This is a genomic window from Ruegeria sp. R14_0 (assembly GCF_017743975.1).
Lineage (GTDB): Bacteria > Pseudomonadota > Alphaproteobacteria > Rhodobacterales > Rhodobacteraceae > Ruegeria.
This window is the reverse complement of record NZ_JAGHRC010000001.1, coordinates 425,897-442,693: the sequence shown is the minus strand read 5'-3', so window position 1 is coordinate 442,693 and position 16,797 is coordinate 425,897. Positions and strand designations below refer to the sequence as shown.

At 56.9% G+C, this 16,797-nt stretch carries 16 protein-coding genes; 8 read left to right on the top strand and 8 right to left on the bottom strand.

The genetic code is table 11. The annotated features are described in order from the left end of the window. Positions 1 to 9 precede the first annotated feature (9 nt). From J7416_RS02175 to dusA, 3 genes are read right to left on the bottom strand one after another with little or no spacing between them, the layout of a single operon-like run. The gene (locus J7416_RS02175) at positions 10 to 792 is read right to left on the bottom strand and encodes a hypothetical protein (protein ID WP_209222621.1); all 783 of its coding nucleotides are present in this window, start codon (positions 790 to 792) and stop codon (positions 10 to 12) included. Next, the gene (locus J7416_RS02170) at positions 789 to 1,613 is read right to left on the bottom strand and encodes a sulfite exporter TauE/SafE family protein (protein ID WP_209222619.1); all 825 of its coding nucleotides are present in this window, start codon (positions 1,611 to 1,613) and stop codon (positions 789 to 791) included. The genes J7416_RS02175 and J7416_RS02170 overlap by 4 nt, the downstream gene beginning before the upstream one ends. 40 nt (positions 1,614 to 1,653) lie before the next feature. Next, positions 1,654 to 2,667: a tRNA dihydrouridine(20/20a) synthase DusA gene (gene dusA, locus J7416_RS02165; RefSeq protein WP_209222618.1), complete on the bottom strand. Its 1,014-nt coding sequence runs from the start codon at positions 2,665 to 2,667 to the stop codon at positions 1,654 to 1,656. 258 nt (positions 2,668 to 2,925) lie between these two features. Here dusA and J7416_RS22595 point away from each other — a divergent pair, with 258 nt between their 5' ends. The 7 genes from J7416_RS22595 (at position 2,926) to J7416_RS02140 (ending at position 8,838) form a co-directional block, all read left to right on the top strand. Beyond that, a complete protein-coding gene (locus J7416_RS22595; RefSeq protein ID WP_247744083.1) occupies positions 2,926 to 3,441 on the top strand; it encodes a hypothetical protein in 516 nt (171 codons plus the stop codon). Between the two features lie 21 nt (positions 3,442 to 3,462). After that, positions 3,463 to 4,188, top strand: a complete 726-nt coding sequence (locus tag J7416_RS22590) for a site-specific integrase (protein WP_247744082.1) — start codon at positions 3,463 to 3,465, stop codon at positions 4,186 to 4,188. Between the two features lie 109 nt (positions 4,189 to 4,297). Beyond that, the gene (locus J7416_RS02155; protein WP_209222615.1) at positions 4,298 to 4,546 is read left to right on the top strand and encodes a hypothetical protein; all 249 of its coding nucleotides are present in this window, start codon (positions 4,298 to 4,300) and stop codon (positions 4,544 to 4,546) included. After that, positions 4,500 to 5,405 (top strand): hypothetical protein, encoded by a 906-nt coding sequence (locus J7416_RS02150; RefSeq protein ID WP_209222614.1) that lies wholly within the window; start codon positions 4,500 to 4,502, stop codon positions 5,403 to 5,405. Before J7416_RS02155 ends, J7416_RS02150 begins: the two co-directional genes overlap by 47 nt. 277 nt (positions 5,406 to 5,682) lie before the next feature. After that, positions 5,683 to 7,011, top strand: coding sequence for an MATE family Na+-driven efflux transporter (locus J7416_RS02145; protein ID WP_209222612.1), 1,329 nt, complete (start codon positions 5,683 to 5,685; stop codon positions 7,009 to 7,011). A 411-nt stretch (positions 7,012 to 7,422) separates the two neighbouring features. Next, positions 7,423 to 7,650, top strand: a complete 228-nt coding sequence (locus J7416_RS22585; RefSeq protein WP_247744081.1) for a winged helix-turn-helix domain-containing protein — start codon at positions 7,423 to 7,425, stop codon at positions 7,648 to 7,650. Positions 7,651 to 7,782: 132 nt separating this feature from the next. Further along, positions 7,783 to 8,838 (top strand): PLP-dependent aminotransferase family protein, encoded by a 1,056-nt coding sequence (locus tag J7416_RS02140; RefSeq protein WP_247744080.1) that lies wholly within the window; start codon positions 7,783 to 7,785, stop codon positions 8,836 to 8,838. Between the two features lie 93 nt (positions 8,839 to 8,931). Here J7416_RS02140 and J7416_RS02135 read toward each other — a convergent pair whose 3' ends face one another. The 5 genes from J7416_RS02135 to J7416_RS02115 form a co-directional block, all read right to left on the bottom strand. Further along, entirely contained in the window at positions 8,932 to 9,378 is a 447-nt protein-coding gene (locus J7416_RS02135; protein ID WP_170426481.1) for a phasin family protein, read from the bottom strand. Between the two features lie 155 nt (positions 9,379 to 9,533). Beyond that, a complete protein-coding gene (dld, locus tag J7416_RS02130; RefSeq protein WP_209222610.1) occupies positions 9,534 to 11,219 on the bottom strand; it encodes a D-lactate dehydrogenase in 1,686 nt (561 codons plus the stop codon). Further along, positions 11,216 to 12,403 carry an alpha-hydroxy acid oxidase gene (locus J7416_RS02125; protein ID WP_209222608.1) on the bottom strand — a complete coding sequence of 396 codons (1,188 nt, stop codon included), beginning with the start codon at positions 12,401 to 12,403 and terminating at the stop codon, positions 11,216 to 11,218. Before J7416_RS02125 ends, dld begins: the two co-directional genes overlap by 4 nt. Positions 12,404 to 12,415: 12 nt before the next feature. Further along, positions 12,416 to 14,479 carry a TRAP transporter large permease subunit gene (locus J7416_RS02120; protein ID WP_209222607.1) on the bottom strand — a complete coding sequence of 688 codons (2,064 nt, stop codon included), beginning with the start codon at positions 14,477 to 14,479 and terminating at the stop codon, positions 12,416 to 12,418. A 111-nt stretch (positions 14,480 to 14,590) separates the two neighbouring features. Then, entirely contained in the window at positions 14,591 to 15,640 is a 1,050-nt protein-coding gene (locus J7416_RS02115) for a TRAP transporter substrate-binding protein (RefSeq protein WP_209222605.1), read from the bottom strand. Positions 15,641 to 15,987: 347 nt separating this feature from the next. Here J7416_RS02115 and J7416_RS02110 point away from each other — a divergent pair, with 347 nt between their 5' ends. Continuing rightward, positions 15,988 to 16,782, top strand: a complete 795-nt coding sequence (locus J7416_RS02110; protein WP_209222603.1) for a FadR/GntR family transcriptional regulator — start codon at positions 15,988 to 15,990, stop codon at positions 16,780 to 16,782. Positions 16,783 to 16,797 lie beyond the last annotated feature (15 nt).

Below are 16,797 nucleotides of genomic sequence, written 5' to 3'. Positions count from 1 at the left end.
GGCAGGAGGTTACGGGGATTCGATCCATTCGGCTACACCCCCGGCAAATTCGGGGCGGAAATAGGCGATCATCCGTCCATCCGGCCCGGCCGAGGCCCCATCGGTCCAAGGCGCAACACCGTGCAGACAGTGGCGATGCAGCAGATACGCCTCGCCGGGTTGTGCAGGTAGTTCAATGCGCGGACAGGTGTCAAAGACCTCGCGACGCGCCGCCTGATAGATGTCAGTAATGTCGATCTGATGGAGTGTGTCCCTGGGCTGGCCCTGCATTGCGCGCGCAAAAGCAGGACCCAGGATTTTGTGGCTGCCTTCCCACAGAACCATCGGAGCCGCGTCCGCGCTCGCCTCTGTCAGCGGGATGCCAAGGATCCATGCGTGCGGTTCGTCCACGCGGCGACGACGATCCGGTCCCATAGGGCGCAACCCGTCCACATGTGCCGCATCACGGTTTCGCCGGTAACGGCTGGCCGCTTCGCTTTCGCCGCGGCGCGGGCGGGGATAGCCAGGATAGATAACCGAGACCTGCCCCTTGTGCAGCGGCAATTGCCCGTAGTGTTGGGCGACAAAGGTCATGGCCTGACCCGAAAGGGGATCCGATAGCCCCACCCTGCCCTCAGAATCGTTGTCCAGCGCATCCACGCCGATAAACCACGTGCCTTCGCAATCCAGCCACTGGTCAAAGGCAGGATCAGTGACCGAAGCCCGTGCCTGCGGCAAGGCATGATCCACCCACTTGGCAAGGACCGGATCATACGGAAACCGGATCCAGCCTTTGTCCCAAAAGTCACTCACAGTCCCAGAGCCTTGCGCAGCATGTTCAGTGCAACCAACGTCAGGAACACTGCAAACACACGCTTCAACGGTTTGGGGTCCATCGCATGCGCCAGCTTCACACCCCATGGGGCGGTGATCATGGTCATGGCCACAACGATTGCAAAAGCCACCAGATTGACGGCCCCAATGGTCAGCGGAGGACGATGTTCAGGCGCGATATCCAGAAACAGAAAGCCAAGAACCGAGGGCACAGCGATGATGACACCAAACCCGGCTGCTGTCGCCACCGCCCGATGAATTGGAGTGTTGAAAAGGCTCATCAGCGGCACACCAAAGCTGCCGCCGCCAATCCCCATCAGAACCGACAAAAACCCGACCGAGGGGGACAAAACTGCGCGTTTCACACCCTTGGGCATTGCGTCGCCAAGCCGCCATTCGGATTTGCCAAGCCCCAGATAGGCCCCAATCACCATGCCCAGCACACCAAACAGAGCCTGCAACGCCTCCGTCCGCAAGGCCGACGCGACCAGCACGCCGACAACAGCGCCGACCGCGATCCCTGGCCCCCAACCGCGCAGAATATCCCAGTCGACCGCGCCTTTCTTGTTATGCGCCAGAACCGACCGCAGTGAGGTCACGATGATCGTCGCCAATGAGGTCGCCAGACACAGTTGCATCAACTGTGGACCGCCGTAACCAAGGGTTTGAAACGCATAGAAAAACGCAGGCACCAGCACGATGCCCCCACCGACGCCCAGCAATCCCGCCAGCACGCCAGCCAGCGCCCCGATCACAAGCAAAAGGCCCAGCATCTGGGCCAGCAACATCGTCTCGGGCATCATCCCCCCAAACCGGTCATGCGACCGTATTCTGTTCAATTCAAACTTCGGCCAATGGCGCAATACTGTCCAGTGCCTGCAGCATCACCTCGGGACCAGCACCGTCATGGACTGCACCCTCGGACAAGGCCCGCCGCCATGCGCGTGCGCCCGGACGACCGGCAAACAGGCCCAGCATGTGACGCGTGATCTGGTGCAAACGCCCGCCATTGGCAAGGTGACGCTCCACATAGGGCACCATTTTGTGAACGACTTCAATCGGATCTGCCGCTGCGCCGTCACCAAAAATCAGGGCATCTGCCTCGGCCAGAATGTCCGTCGGCTGATGATAGGCCGCACGCCCGATCATGACCCCGTCCAACCCAGCCTCAAGTTGCGCCTGCGCCTGTTTCAGCGAGGCAATCCCACCATTGATCGAGACATGCATCTCAGGGAACGCCGCCTTCATACGGTGCACCAGATCGTAATCAAGAGGCGGAATGTCCCTGTTTTCCTTGGGGCTGAGCCCCTGTAGCCAGGCCTTGCGTGCATGGATCGTCACGCGTTCGCATCCCGCGGCCTGAATGGCCTGCAGGAATTCAGGCAGAACCTGTTCGGGGTCCTGATCGTCGACCCCAATGCGGCATTTCACCGTGACCTCAACGTCAACTGCTTCACGCATTGCGGCAACACAATCGGCGACCTGAGCGGGGTCTTTCATCAGCACCGCTCCGAACGTACCCGATTGAACCCGGTCCGACGGGCAGCCGCAGTTCAGGTTAACTTCATCATACCCGGCCTGCGCCCCAAGCCGCGCCGCCTGCGCCAGTTCTCGTGGGTCAGACCCGCCCAATTGCAGAGCAACCGGATGTTCCTGCGGGCTGAACTCCAACAAGTGCAGAGCGCCACCCCGCACCAACGCGGGCGCGGTCACCATTTCGGTGTAAAGAAGCGTTCGCTGGCTGAGCAACCGATGCAAGTACCGGCAATGCCTGTCAGTCCAGTCCATCATGGGTGCCACGCTTAAACGCGCTGCTTTTTGTGCGTTATTTTTCAAAGCGTTAACTCCATTCATCTCCAAACTTCGCGAAGCACGATTTCCCCTGATTTCACCGTATTTCCGGGGGTTTTCGGAGGTTCTCGATTCGAGCGTGCTACGGTGTAGCACATCCAAAGCATACAAACAGCGGCCCAAATGCAGCTGGTTTCTGGCCCGGGCGCCGCCGGTTCCATCTTCTGTGTTTCCCTCGGAATTCGGCTATCAAACCTCGGAATCTTTTTCGTGTGACCGAACCGAATTCCCTATCATCGAAAGCAAGATGGGACGAATTCCATGACTACTATCAAGAACAGCACACCGGATGTGCTCGCTGCGATTACTGCCCAGAAACTCTTCCACCGTTCCCCTTCTCAAGCTACCGCTGTGAATGCTGCTGGGGTTTCAGAAAACGCCATACCGGTTTCTTCGGTCGAGCAGAAAGAAAAGAAACCTCGCAAGGAGACCGCAGAGAAAAAATTCAAGGAACAGAACATCACCCGATTTGAAAATAAGAATGGAAAGTTTTCCTACCGGGTACAAATCCGCAAGCGTGTGGAGGGCAAACAGCACAGCCTCACGAAAACCTTCAGACACCTGCCAAACGCAAAAAAATGGCGAAACAACAAACTCCGAGAAATCGAAGCAAACGGGTTTCCAATTCAAATCGTAACGGAGACAACGATCTCAGATGTCATCGACGACCGTTTGAAGCGAGGGAAAACCCTCGGCCGATCGGCTCGTCAAGTTCTGACCTTTATCAAAGCCGACGAGTTCGGAAAGACCAAGGTCTCAACGCTGACGCAGCAATAGTTATATGACTATGCAGACCTGTTGTCGGCTGGTGAAAGAATGCCACAGACTGTCGCGAGCTACATGACTCACCTGGCGAGAACCCTCTCCTGGTCCAAGGACCGGGTTGCTTTGATCCCCATCGAAGTGGTCAACCTCGCCATGCGAACTCTTTGGGAGGATGAAGTCCTGGCTCGATCCGAAGAGCGTGATCGCCGACCGGAACTCTGTGAGCTGAACAAAATTCTGACTGCAATCTCGGAAAATACCCGGCAGAAGATCCCGGTCGCGATCCTGGTCGTCTTTGCGATCTATTCCCCGCGTCGTCTGAGCGAAATCTGCAATCTGAGGTGGGGTGATCTGCGCGAAAACAGTGGCAGAATCCTCGTGCGCGACATGAAACACCCCAGGCAAAAGAAGGGAAACGACGTTTGGTGTACGCTACCGCGCGAAGCATTGGAGATCATTTTGGCGATGCCCAGGACGTCTGAGCTCATCCTTCCTTACAATCCGCGCTCGGTTGGGACAGCATACCGTCGCCACCGGGACAAGGTCGGAGTCGTCGACCTGCGCTTCCATGACCTTCGGCACGAAGCAATCAGTCGACTTTTCGAGATAGGAAAGTCTGCCTCGTTCGTCAGAAAGATCTCAGGTCACAAGAATGGTCGATGCCTTTACCGCTACGAACACGTGGAAGAAGAAGGCGACAAATTCGCCAACTGGGACTGGCATCAGCTGATTCTGGAGAAATGCAACGCACTTCACTGAGAATCCCGATGGCCGGGCTAAATGCATCGGCCATCAAACTCCTATCAAACCAGTTTTCCGCCTTTTGAAGCCGAAACGCATTTCCTCTCCACAAGCAAAGGAGACCAAGATGAAAACCATCGACATGCTGCTCGCCCACTTCGGTGGAAATCCGATTATCCCGCTGGAACATGTAGCGCAGTATTTGAACTACAAGCCGGATACCCTTGTTTCAATTGATCATGATCGCGTCTTCCTGGCTAACACAGAATGGTGCCCCGTTGAAAATCCCAGGAATGAAGCCACATCGTCCGATCCTCTGGACTATCGCCATGGCTTCTTCAGCAAGTTCCCAAACCCTGGCTACAAACCGGGTTAAGGACACTCTGTTTGGCGAGGACCAGACCGCCCCAGTTCGGATGTTCCCGAAATACAGTAGCGACGCACAATGGTTTATCGACCTAAAAGAGAACAACGGCTCCTATTGGTTCCAGGACGAGGTGGGCCAATTCTTCAAATTGGTTCTAACTCAATCAAATTACGCGCGGATCAAACCATGGATTCTCGACGCGTATTCTCATGAGGAAATCGCCAACCGGCTAAAGAGCGAGGAACACAAGCTCACCGTTACCGACCCACACTTCACCTTTCTGGGCCTCACAGTACGCGAAACGTGGAAGATGAACATTGATCTCCCAAGCATGCTCGACAGTCTTTGCCAGCGTTTCAACAATGTCATAGCCGAAAATCGGACCGACTCCGATATGTTCGATCATTTTCTTTTCTTCCAAGGAGAAAAGAACAAGATAGAACAGGAAGGCCTACGTGAAATGTGGCTTGCGCTTTGCGCGCAGAAAAACTCCTGGGGCGACTATACGCTGGCCCCCGAGACGATGCCTTTCATTGAAGCGTGGTGGCAGGAGCTTCGCCCTACTTGGGGCAACAGTCTCCTGCCAGGATCCTTTATTCGCCGGATTGGTTTTTCCGTCATGTCGTATTTGGTTGTCATTCACTTCCTGCTCGGAAGGTCGCAGCAGGAAATCGACGTGGAAACAGCACAGATCGCTACACGCTTTGCCGAATACCACATGGAATGTGCATTGGTGATGTTCCGGGAATACGACACCGGTCAGACAAGAACCTTTTCAAAGACAACGTTCGGGTGTTGGAAAAACTGCTTTGGCAACTCCCTCGCAAGGTCGTCATCGACCTTTTGCTCGAACTGCGTAGTCAGTTGACCGATGCAGATACCGGCGCTCTGGACAAGCGTGTTTCGGAACTTGTCGCGACCAAGGAGGACCGGAAACGAGCTTGGCTGGAGGAGCACGCGGAAGCTCTTGAGGTGCACGCGAGGCACCACCGCAAGAACAAAGACTGAGGATACTTCCGTTGCACTTCACCCATCAGCAGGGAAAAGCGCAAAGACCATCACTTGACCACAAAATGCTCAGTTGGCGCGGGAACTTTTTAGCGTGAAGTCGCGCACCAGTATCAATTTGATTAACGGAATATTACATGTCGTCTCTGAAAGGCATCGATTACCGACTTTGGTTTGCCATAGTCCTTACAGCGCTGTTGCCAACCCTTTATTCAACTGTGCGAATTTACTTCCTGAACAGCCTGCCGGATACGTGGAGCGTCAGCATTGCGGCGCAAGCCGCATGGCTGAATCTTGCATATGAAGTGGTTCAGGAAGCACTCTTACTTCCGCTCTACTACGTCTTTGGGAAGGTCATTGCGGATCGTGCGGCCTTGCGTGAAAGGGTCGGCGATGCCTTTCTTGTCGCTCTCCTTTCCTACGGGCTTTTAACAATTGCGATCCTGCTCGGCTCGGATTGGTTAACACGCGCGATGTCTCAACAACCTGAGCTTCAGGCAAAAACGGCAGAATATGTGCGCCTCGAGGCATTGGGCATAATGGTCGGCGTCCTGAATGACATCTGCATCATCGTCGTTGTCGCATTGTCGTGGCCCCGTGTCCTCATTGCTCTGGTGGCGGCACGAGCAATGCTGACCATGCTCTTTGACAGCGTCTTCGTGGGACAATTTGATTTTTCGTTCGACCTCGGGGTTCAGGGCGTCGCTCTAACGAATATCGCGGTTGGTGCTTTGTTGTTTATGCCGTCCATCGCAATTCTCGCACGAGCCGGAGTTCTCGGCATTCCTCATCTTGGACGCGTCGAAGGGTGGAAAAAGGACTGGTTGTGCGTGGCGATCCGCTCTGGCCTGGAGGCAGGCGTCCGAAACCTTGCCTTCTCACTCATGATCCTGAAACTGGTAAACGAGGTCAACGAAGCGGGTCTGTTCTGGGTGACCAACAACTTCATTTGGGGCTGGCTTCTGTTGCCGGTCCTCACACTCGGGACATTGATCCGGCAAGACGTCGGGAATCACCAAGGCAAGATCGACGGGCGTTTGGCGGGATATTTCTGGCTTACCGTGATCATAGTTGGCCTGTGGCTTGCTACGATCCCAGCATGGCGCTGGTTCATTGCTAATGCGATGGGGTCGGATGAGGCTGGAAAAGTAATGTATCTCGCGCTGGTTTTCCTGGGTTTCTATGTCGTCTTCGCTTTGAACCATGTTCTTGACAGCTACCTGTATGGGATGGGCAGAACGGACCTGATGCTCTATCAATCCCTGTTCGTCAGCGTGATCTACTATGGCGGGGCCTTTGTCGCGTACCTGGCAGGTGAGTTCGTCCCTGATCTCACCAAAATAGCTTTTCTCTTTGGCGGCGGAATAGCGATGGATAGCTTGGTAACACTCTGGCAGTTTTGGCGCGCGGGGTATTTCGCGCGTTCAACGTGCGCAGAGCCCGATCTCGTCTTGCAGAAAGGATGATTGCGGCTTTTTGCTCGCAGGGGATTTCCGGTGGAAGTCCGCTATTCGTCCACTTCTTGGTATTTGTGGATTGCCAAAAGCACCGCCCTCCACTTGTCGAACGGGAAACAGTGCAGGGAAGCGAAACTTATCAATTGAGGGAGCACCTGAATGACAGTGTGGGAAGTCGCATTCAACATTGCAGCAGCGGTAACGACAATCGCTCTGCTTCTTTATGTACGGTATCTTCTGAAAACCTGCGGGTGTGACCGCCCACCTGCCTAGTCTGCCAAAGACAAGCCGATAGGGCTGGTCGAATTCATTGCCACCCATTGCCAAGGCGTCCTCCTTTCAGGTGTTCGAGCGTGAAGGGATTGCTATGGCTTTGGATGGTCACTAACCTCCAAAACATTTAAGCATGAGCATACCAAAATGAAGGAAACTTCCTGGCTCGCGTTCTCCATCGACCGGTCCGCAAAAACACCGGTCTTTGAAAAGATCTGTGCAGCCATCCGAGAACGCGCCGTCTCTGGTGATCTGCCCCAAGGGACGAAACTACCGCCAACTCGCGTGTTCGCCACGGAACTCGGCGTGTCACGCTCGACCATCGTAACAGCCTATGAACAACTTGTTGCCGAAGGGTATCTGAACAGCCGGTAAGGGTCGGGCTACACAATTTGCGCCATGGGAGAAGTCGAGCTTACACAGCGGAAGGACGTGAAAGGCAGTACGTTTATTGACGAGCGGAACAAATCGCCGACTCCATTCCAAGCCAGCTATCCCGACATGTGATTGTTCCCCCATCGGCAATGGGCCAAAGCTGTTGCCCGTGTCTGCCGAGCAAACCCCGAGGCGATGCTGGTCGGGGAATCCAGTTTTGGAAACAGCGACGTGCGCGCAGCCATTGCAGGGCATGTTTCGGAATGGCGGGGTATTGATGCCTCACCGCATCAGATCATTGTGACGGCAGGCTCAATTGATGCCATTGAGATTTGTTTACGCAGTCTGGTCGCCAAAGGCGACGTCATCGGTCTGGAAAACCCCGGCTATCTGCCCGTGCGCCAGCTTGCCGATGCCCAGGGGTTGGTACGTACCTATTTGGAAGTAGATGAAAACGGGGCCCGATTGCCTGCGCGGGGTACTGCGCCAAAGCTTGCCGTGCTGACCCCATCACACCAATACCCTCTTGGCGGGGCCATGTCGCCAAACCGCCGGTTGGATTTCCTCGCATGGGCCCAGAAGAATGAGGCCTGGATCATTGAAGACAACTATGACAGCGAATTCCGGTACGCAGGTCGGCCAATCCCCGCCATGGCTGGGTTTGATCGCCTCAATCGGGCAATCTATGTCGGCAGTTTTTCCAAAGTGTTCTCGAATTCCCTACGGTTGGGATACGTTGTTGCCCCCGAAGCGCTGCTTGCCCACATCCGGCTAACGTGGACGCGCTTCGGGTTAAAGGCAAGCTACATGCCGCAACAAGCGCTGGCCGATTTCATGAAATCCGGAGGGTTTTGTCGGCACCTCCGTCGGGTGCGCCGGGTTTATGATGAACGGAGAAAGTTTGTTTCGGCGCGGCTCAGGCATGACTTTGCAGAATTCGGGACTTTCACTGACCATCAGGCCGGTATGCAGGTTTTGTTTCACTTGAACGACGGCCTTGAAGACAAAGACATATCCGTACCAGCAAACGATATGGGGATTGCAGCACAACCTCTCTCACGCTTTTCGGTGGCGGGGTCAGAGCACAATGGCTTGGTCCTTGGATTTTGCGGATACGCCGAAGAAGAAATGGAACCGGCGCTGGCAAAGTTGAAGGCCTGCTTGATGTCGGCACGAGACCGCCCATAGGCACACGGGCCGCAAAAAGAAAGGGCAGGTCTTTCGACCTGCCCTACGCGATTGCACCGGATGGGAGGAACGGGTGCGCCTCGCGGCATTTACTTACTTGGCAGCAGCGGCTTTCTTGGCAGCTGCGGTCACGTCGTTGGTGGCTTTCTTGACGGCCGCGGTTGCGTCTTCGGCTGCGTCTTTGCCAGCCGCCATCAGCAGCTCAACGGTTTCGGTCTGAACCTTTTTCGCGATCTCAGCGAAAGCCGCCATGTTCTCGGCTGCAACTTCGGCCGATGCGCTGGCGAAATCGGTCGCAGCTTTGGCGTAGTCTGCAGGCTCGGCCTTGGCTTTCGACATCTCGGTCAGTTTGGCCAGGGTGTCCTTGGTCCATTTGTTCGAGATCTCGGCCGACTTTTCAGCCGCTTCCAGAGCAACACCCGACAGCTTTTCGTTCAGCGTCGCGGTCGATTTGAAGGCACCTTCCAGAGCGGTGGTGTCAACGGGGAACGCGCCCATCATGTCTTTCAGGGTCGCAGTGAAATCTTGCGTCTTTGCCATTTTACAAATCCTTTTGCCGAACCGGGCCCACCCCGGCTTTCCTCAGCGTAAGGACAATATGAATGCCGCATTGCAGCATTGCAAGGTTTTTTCGCTGCAATGCAGAAAAATTATCGAACCAAAAGTGAAATCAATGACTTGCCTTCACGCGCACATCACTCATCTGCATAGTTTCGCGCTTTGGACATCTTTCCTATCCCGGGATTGAACGAGTTTGTCGGGTCGCAGCATTTGTAGTGCGCCGCCAGATCCGGTTTGGCTTTGTAGAGGTGCCCGACGTTATGTTCGGCAGGGTATTCAGCCCCGCGTTCATCGAACAGCTTCAACATCGCGGCTTTGAGGGCTTTGGGGTCGGCCCCTTTTCGCACAACATAATCCTGATGCATGACGTGGCACATGAAGTGGCCGTAGTAGAGCTTGTGCACCAGTTGATCGCTGATTTCGGGTGGCAGGTTTTCCAGCCAATCGCGATCGTTGCGGCGCAAGGCGACGTCCAGCGCGATGATATCCTCGACCTCATTGGCGTGAATTGCCATGTAACGCACCGCGGCGCCGGCCGCAGCAAAGCGGTGCAGGCCGGCGATCTTGGCCTCGCGTGGGGTGCATTCAAAGAAACCGGCATCGCGGCCTTCGAGGAAACCGGGCAGCCAGGCGCGGACCTCATCGATGCCGTCATCCTTCATCTTCAGGATCAGGTGGTGTTCGTAGGCATCGCGAAACTCGGTCATGCGCTTGGGCAGAACCTGAGGCAGAAGGCTGACCGCCATCTGCATGAATCGGTCGGTGAAATTGCGCAGAAGCGGGATACGCCGCAGACGGGCGTCCACTGCGCCCTTCAGCGCAAAGAACATGGGCAACCTGTCCGTGCCCAGTTTGTCGATCATCCAGACCGTGTCCTTGCCATAGGTCTTGGTGATGTCGAACACATCGCGCTGCATATACTCGGCGGACACCGGCAGGGATGTGAACTCGGACAGGATGTGACGACGCAGATCGGCCAGATCGTCGGGGCTGTTGGTGCCTACGTAAAAGACCTGCTCGGCCTCGTTCTTGGCGAATGTATCAAGCCTGACCGCAAACACGGCCATTTTCCCGGCAGAGCCTGCGGACTCGAACAGTTTGGCCTTGTCGGCATTGAACCGCGCCGGGGTTTCGGCATCCACGTCGCGCACGATTTGCGCGTAATCGCTGGCCGAAGCGCGTTTGTTGGTGGCACCCGGATTACGCTCGAACGTACCGGCGTCGAGGTTGGACAGGATGTCTTCCGGCGTCTCGCCCAGATCGATGCCCAGATGATTGACCAGTTCCAATGCACCGTCCTCGGCGACGCGGGCATAGACCGAAAGCTCGGTATAAACCGGACCGCGCTCCACCAGCGACCCGCCCGAGTTGTTGCAGACACCGCCTATAATTGACGCCCCGATGCAAGAGGAACCAATCACCGAATGCGGCTCACGCCCCATCGGCTCTAACAGCTTTTCCAGCGCAAATAGCGTGGCGCCGGGAAAGCTGACGACCTGATGGCCGTCGTTCAGCGGCACCAGAGTGTCCATACGGCGGGTGTTGATCAGAACCACGTCACGGTCATAGCGACCCGAGGGGGTGGACCCTTCGGTCAGGCCGGTATTGGCCGCCTGCATGATGACGATCTTGTCGGCAGCAACACAGGCCTGCAGCACTTTCCATTGCTCCAGCAGAGTGCCGGGCTGCACGACGCAGAGCGCTTCGCCCTCCCCCGATCTGAACCCGCGGCGGAATCGCTCGGTCGCGCGCGCGCCGGTCAGAACGTGCCGTGATCCAACGATGGCGCGAAAGTCGGATATAAGGGTCTCGTTGCTCATGCCGCGTTCCGATGTGCCTCGCCCCGCGCCGCCACCGGATCGCGGAACCGCAGATTGGCGCGCGTCAGTTGATCGACCCGCGTAACGCCCATCAGTTTCATGTCGCGTTCAATCTCGGCGCGCATCAGACCAAGCGCCCGTTCGACGCCCGGCTGACCGGCTGCGGCCAGCGGATACAGATAGTGCCGCCCGACCCCGACCGCTTTGGCCCCCAGCGACAGCGCCTTGAGCACATGGGTCCCGCGCTGGATGCCGCTGTCCATCATCACGTCCACCCGGTCCCCGACAGCGTCCACGATCTCGGCCAGTTGGTCGAAAGGCGTGCGAGAGCCGTCCAATTGGCGACCACCATGGTTCGACAGGATGATACCGGTACAGCCAATCTCGGCCGCGCGGCGGGCGTCTTCGACCGTCATGATCCCCTTAAGGCAGAATTGACCGTCCCATTCACGCACCATTGCAGCCACGTCATCCCAGTTCATCGACGGGTCCAGCATGTCGGTGAAATACCCACCGATCGAGCTGGCACCGCCGCTCATATCCACATGCTCATCCAGTTGTGGCAGGCGGAATTTCTCGTGGGTGACATAGTTGATCCCCCACATCGGTTTGATCGCGAACTGGATCATACCGCCCAGCGTCAGACGGAACGGGATCGAGAACCCGGTGCGCAGATCACGCTCGCGATTGCCGCCGGTGATACTGTCGACGGTCAGCATCATGACCTCGACGCCCGCCTCTTTGGCGCGCTGCATCATGGCCGAGTTCAAACCGCGATCCTTGTGGAAGTAGAACTGATAGACCTGCGGGTTCTTATGCTTTTGCCGCAGCTCCTCGAGCGAGACGGTGCCCAGCGACGAAACGCCAAACATCGTGCTGTATTTCTCGGCCGCCGCGGCGACCGCCCGTTCCCCCTGATGGTGGAACAGACGCTGCAAGGCGGTGGGCGAGCAATAGATCGGCATGTCCAGCTTTTGCCCCATCACGGTGACGGACATATCCACGTCCTTCACCCCGCGCAGGACCGAGGGCAGCAGGTCGCAGCGGTCAAACGCCCGGGTGTTTTCACGATAGGTCACCTCATCATCTGCGCCGCCGTCGATATAGTTAAAGATCGGTCCCGGAAGGCGGCGTTTGGCCAAAGTTCGGAAGTCCTGGAAGTTATGGCAGTCTTTCAGACGCATGGGTCTTCCTCCTTAATACGCGACGGATGGCAGCCACGTGGCAAGTGTGGGCCACAGGAACACCAGCGCCAGACCGGTCAACTGCAGCACGACAAAGGGAATGATGCCCTTGTAGATATGCGTCAGTTTAATCTCTGGTGGGCATACGCCTTTGAGATAGAACAAGGCGAAACCTACGGGCGGGGTCAAAAAGCTGGTTTGCAGAGTGACCGCCACCAGAATGACGAACCAGACCAGCGCGGGCTCATCCAGAACACCGTACCCAGGGATGTCGATGCCCAGCCCGTTCACGATCGGGCGCATCAGGGGCAGCACGATCAGCGTGATCTCGATCCAGTCCAGCACGAAACCCAGCAGGAAGACGATGAACAGGATGAACAGGACTGTGCCATTGGCTCCGAACCCGGTGGACTGCACCACATGCTCGATCAGTTCATCCCCGCCCAGTTCGCGCAGAACATATGAGAACACGGTCGCGCCCAAAAAGATCGCAAAGATGTAGGCGGTGGTGTTGAAGGTCGAGACAAGAACGTTCCACAACTTGGTCAAGGATAGCTTGCGGTAACCCAATGCCAGCAGGGTCGCACCCAGTGCGCCGATGCCAGAGGCCTCGGTCGGCGTGGTCAGGCCTGCAAAGATCGAGCCCAGCACGGCAAGGATCAGCAGCAGAGTTGGGATCACGGCGATCAGCACATCCTTGACGGCGGCCCAGTCCGGAGCCTTGGCCCCTTCGGGCACCGGGGCCGCGTCACGTTTTACCAACGCCAGGATGAAGATATAGGTCAGATACAGGCCACCGATGATGACACCGGGGAAGACGGCGGCCATGAACAGGTCTCCGACAGACAAGGCCATCTGGTCGGCCATGATCACCAGCATGATCGAGGGCGGGATCAAAATGCCCAGCGTACCGGATGCCGAAACGACACCCGCCGCCAGCGTCGGCTGGTATTTCTGCTGCATCATCGACGGCAGCGACAGCACGCCCAGCAGCACGACTGAGGCACCGATGATGCCAGTTGACGCGGCAAGGATGATCCCGATCAAGGTTACCGTAATCGCCAGACCGCCGCGCACAGTTCCGAACAGACGCTGCATCGAGGACATCAGACGCTCGGCTACACCGGATTCGTCCAGCATCAGGCCCATAAAGATGAACATCGGCAGGGCCACCAGAACCGCGTTGGACATGGTCGCATAGACCCGGTTCACCACCGCTCCGAGGGTCAGGTAATCGAGCCCGGTAAAGGTGCTTTCCAGCCCCGTCCACAGCATCAGATCGTTGTCGAACAGGTAAGCCAGACCGCAATAAGCGACACCAACACCGGCCAGAACCCAGGCCACCGGATAGCCGGTAAAGAGCAGCGCGATGAAGGTCAGGAACATCGCGATGACCAGTTTTTCCTCGGTCGTTTCAACCAGGAAAGTCAGGCCAACACAGACGGCGGCGAACACAGCCAGCACCAGCAGAACTCGGCGCAGCGGCGCGCCCTCACGTTCCGAGGCCGGTCCGTACATCAGTGCGTGTCCGTCGTGGATCAGGCGCGCCAGAGCAGCCAAGGCCAACAGGATGAAGCTGATCGGAATGACCGCTTTGAACGCCCAACGCGCAGGCAGGCCGGTCGGGCTGTCCGAACGTTCGTTGACGCGGAAACTTTCGTAGAAATAGTCATACCCCTGGTCGATCATCAGATAGATGAACGGGGTCAGCAGGGTCAGGATGCCGATCACTTCGATCACACGCTGCGCGCGGCGCGACAGCTGCATGTGCAGAACGTCGACTCGGACGTGGCTGTCGGTGATCAAGGCATAGGAAATGCCGATCATCGTCACCAGCCCATAGAAATGCCACTGGATCTCGTCCAGTTTGGGATAGTTCTGGCTGAACAGGTAGCGCAGCGAAACCTGACTGAAGATCGCAGCCATCAGAAGGACATTGGCCCACATCACCACATGCCCAACGGCTTTGACGCCTGTGTCTATGGCAACAGCGATTTTTTGGCGGTCGGTATCGGGATGTTCCAGGAGCCCTTCATAGGCTTCGACCGGATCATTGAGGTTGTTTTGCGTGGCCATGGGAAATCCTCGCTCAGCTGACCTGCGCGGACGCGGTCAAGGGATTGCAGGGTCTGGTCCTGTGGATGTCCGGGGCAGATCTGGCCGCCCCGGACGCGTCAGTAGATCAGGTTACTGACGGGGGAGGAACGCGTTGGTTTTCCAAAGGTCATAACCTTCGCGGAACTGGTTCATGTCGGTCAGAACCTTGTTGAAGAAGGCATCATTGGCGGCCTCTTCAGCGGCGACCTCTTCCCAAGTTGCGCGGAAGGTATCCAGCATCTCGGGCGACCACTGCTTGATGGTGACACCGTTGTTTTCAACGTTGTCGATCAGGGCGGCGTGCTGGATGGCCTCACCTTCGGCAAAGCTGTCGGCCATCGAGGCCTTACAGGCGTTTTCGATGATCGCCTTGTGCTGCTCGCTGGTTTCGGCCCAAACGTCCTTGTTGATCATCAGCTCAAACACGGTCGCCTGCTGGTGCCAGCCGGGGAAGTAGTTGAACTTGACCAGCTTGTGAAAGCCCAGACGCGCGTCGATGGCAGGCATCGAGAACTCGGTCGCATCGATGGCGCCTTTTTCCAGCGCGGGGAAAATCTCACCACCCGGCAGCAACGACGTCGCCACGCCCAGTTTCTGCATCACTTTGCCGCCCAGACCGAAAAAGCGCATTTTCAGGCCGTTCAGGTCTTCGGGAGAGTTGATCTCGGATGCGAACCAGCCCGAGGTTTCGGGGGCAATAACCGCGCAGGGGATCACGTGGACGTTGTAACCCGCCTGATCGTACATTTCCTGATACAGCGACATGCCGTTGCCGTAATACAGCCACGCCATGTACTCGCCCGCCTCGGGACCGAACGGAACGGCCGAGAACAGCGGAGCGGCCGGGATCTTGCCCGCCCAATACCCAGCGGTGGTGTAGCCCGAGTTGATCTTGCCGGTGGATACGGCATCCAGAATCTCGAACGGCGGAACCAGTTTACCTGGCTCGTACACTTTCATCTTCAGCGTACCACCTGACATCAGGTCCAGTTGCTCGGCAACACGCGGGATCGGCGAGCCAAGGCCCGGCAGCTCGGTCGAGAACGCGATCGGGGTTTTCAGCAGCAGCTTGTCCTTGGCCACGGCAGGGGCGGCCATCAGGCTGGCAGCAACGGCAAGGCTGGTCAGGGTCTTTTTCATGAATTCTCCTCCAGGGTCGGTCGAACACAACGTCCGATCATCTCGTGACGCGAAATCACATGCGCCTAAGTGGTAAATAAAGTTGACCACATAAATCAGTCAACAACTTTCTTTACCACTGGATCAGCACGCTGAAGGCCGAAAATTAGGCGCCTCACCAACATCGCAAAAGCACTGACACGACAGAAAAGCGCACATACTTCGCCGCATTCTATTTGTTTTCAAAGCTTTGACGCGCCGTCGGTAAAAAAGGCGCATTTGAATCACACTATTGATTGGAACGCTGTCAAAGGTTAGTTTTGTTTACCAAGAGATGTCTGCAACCTGAACTCGAAGGGCCAGCCACGATGAACACGACAGCGATTTTCGAACCAATCGGGCACGAATCACTCTCTGACGCGGTGGTCGCCCAAATCGAAGACCTGATTGCGTCGGGGATCCTGAAACAGGGCCGCAAGCTGCCATCCGAACGTGACCTGGCCGAAACCCTGCGGGTATCGCGCCCAAAACTCCGCGAAGCACTGGCCGTTCTGGAACAACGCGGCCTGGTCACCACCCAACATGGTGAGGGCACCTTTGTCGCGGCATTGACGGGCAGCGCCATGCTCCCTGCCCTGCTGGCGCTTTATGAACGTCATGAACCAGCGTTTTTTGACTATCTCGAATACCGGCGCGAACAGGAAGGGTTTGCCGCCCAGCTTGCCGCGCGCCGCGCGACCCGCGCCGACAAGGAACGGATCACCGAAATTCTCGCCGAAGATGAACGCGCCTGGCGCGAAAAGGATCAGCTGGCATCACGCGAGGCCGACTTTGCCCTGCATGCCGCAATCGTAGATGCCAGCCAGAATGCGACGCTGATTCATATGATGGCCTCGATCTATGAACTCACGCGGCAGGGTGTTTTCTACAACCGTGATTTCCTTAAGACCATCGACGGAACCGGTAAGCTGCTGATGGAACAGCACCGCGAGCTTGGGCTGGCCGTGATCGAAGGCAACGAAGAGCGCGCCGTCAAAGCGGCCCACGACCATATCGATTTCGTAGAAGAGTCCTTTAAGCTGGGTATTGAGCGACGCCGCCGCGAGGCCATGGCTGAAAAGCGTCGTCTTCTGTCCGATCCCAAACCCGGGTCCCATCCGTGATGACGCAGGGCTGAG

Bases quoted from the DNA above. Each gene is read 5' to 3' on its own strand.
- J7416_RS02170 (WP_209222619.1), bottom strand. From the start codon at position 1,613: ATGCCCGAGACGATGTTGCTGGCCCAGATGCTGGGCCTTTTGCTTGTG.
- dusA (WP_209222618.1), bottom strand. From the start codon at position 2,667: ATGAATGGAGTTAACGCTTTGAAAAATAACGCACAAAAAGCAGCGCGT.
- J7416_RS22595 (WP_247744083.1), top strand. From the start codon at position 2,926: ATGACTACTATCAAGAACAGCACACCGGATGTGCTCGCTGCGATTACT.
- J7416_RS02155 (WP_209222615.1), top strand. From the start codon at position 4,298: ATGAAAACCATCGACATGCTGCTCGCCCACTTCGGTGGAAATCCGATT.
- J7416_RS02150 (WP_209222614.1), top strand. From the start codon at position 4,500: ATGGCTTCTTCAGCAAGTTCCCAAACCCTGGCTACAAACCGGGTTAAG.
- J7416_RS02145 (WP_209222612.1), top strand. From the start codon at position 5,683: ATGTCGTCTCTGAAAGGCATCGATTACCGACTTTGGTTTGCCATAGTC.
- J7416_RS22585 (WP_247744081.1), top strand. From the start codon at position 7,423: ATGAAGGAAACTTCCTGGCTCGCGTTCTCCATCGACCGGTCCGCAAAA.
- J7416_RS02135 (WP_170426481.1), bottom strand. From the start codon at position 9,378: ATGGCAAAGACGCAAGATTTCACTGCGACCCTGAAAGACATGATGGGC.
- dld (WP_209222610.1), bottom strand. From the start codon at position 11,219: ATGAGCAACGAGACCCTTATATCCGACTTTCGCGCCATCGTTGGATCA.
- J7416_RS02125 (WP_209222608.1), bottom strand. From the start codon at position 12,403: ATGCGTCTGAAAGACTGCCATAACTTCCAGGACTTCCGAACTTTGGCC.
- J7416_RS02120 (WP_209222607.1), bottom strand. From the start codon at position 14,479: ATGGCCACGCAAAACAACCTCAATGATCCGGTCGAAGCCTATGAAGGG.
- J7416_RS02115 (WP_209222605.1), bottom strand. From the start codon at position 15,640: ATGAAAAAGACCCTGACCAGCCTTGCCGTTGCTGCCAGCCTGATGGCC.
- J7416_RS02110 (WP_209222603.1), top strand. From the start codon at position 15,988: ATGAACACGACAGCGATTTTCGAACCAATCGGGCACGAATCACTCTCT.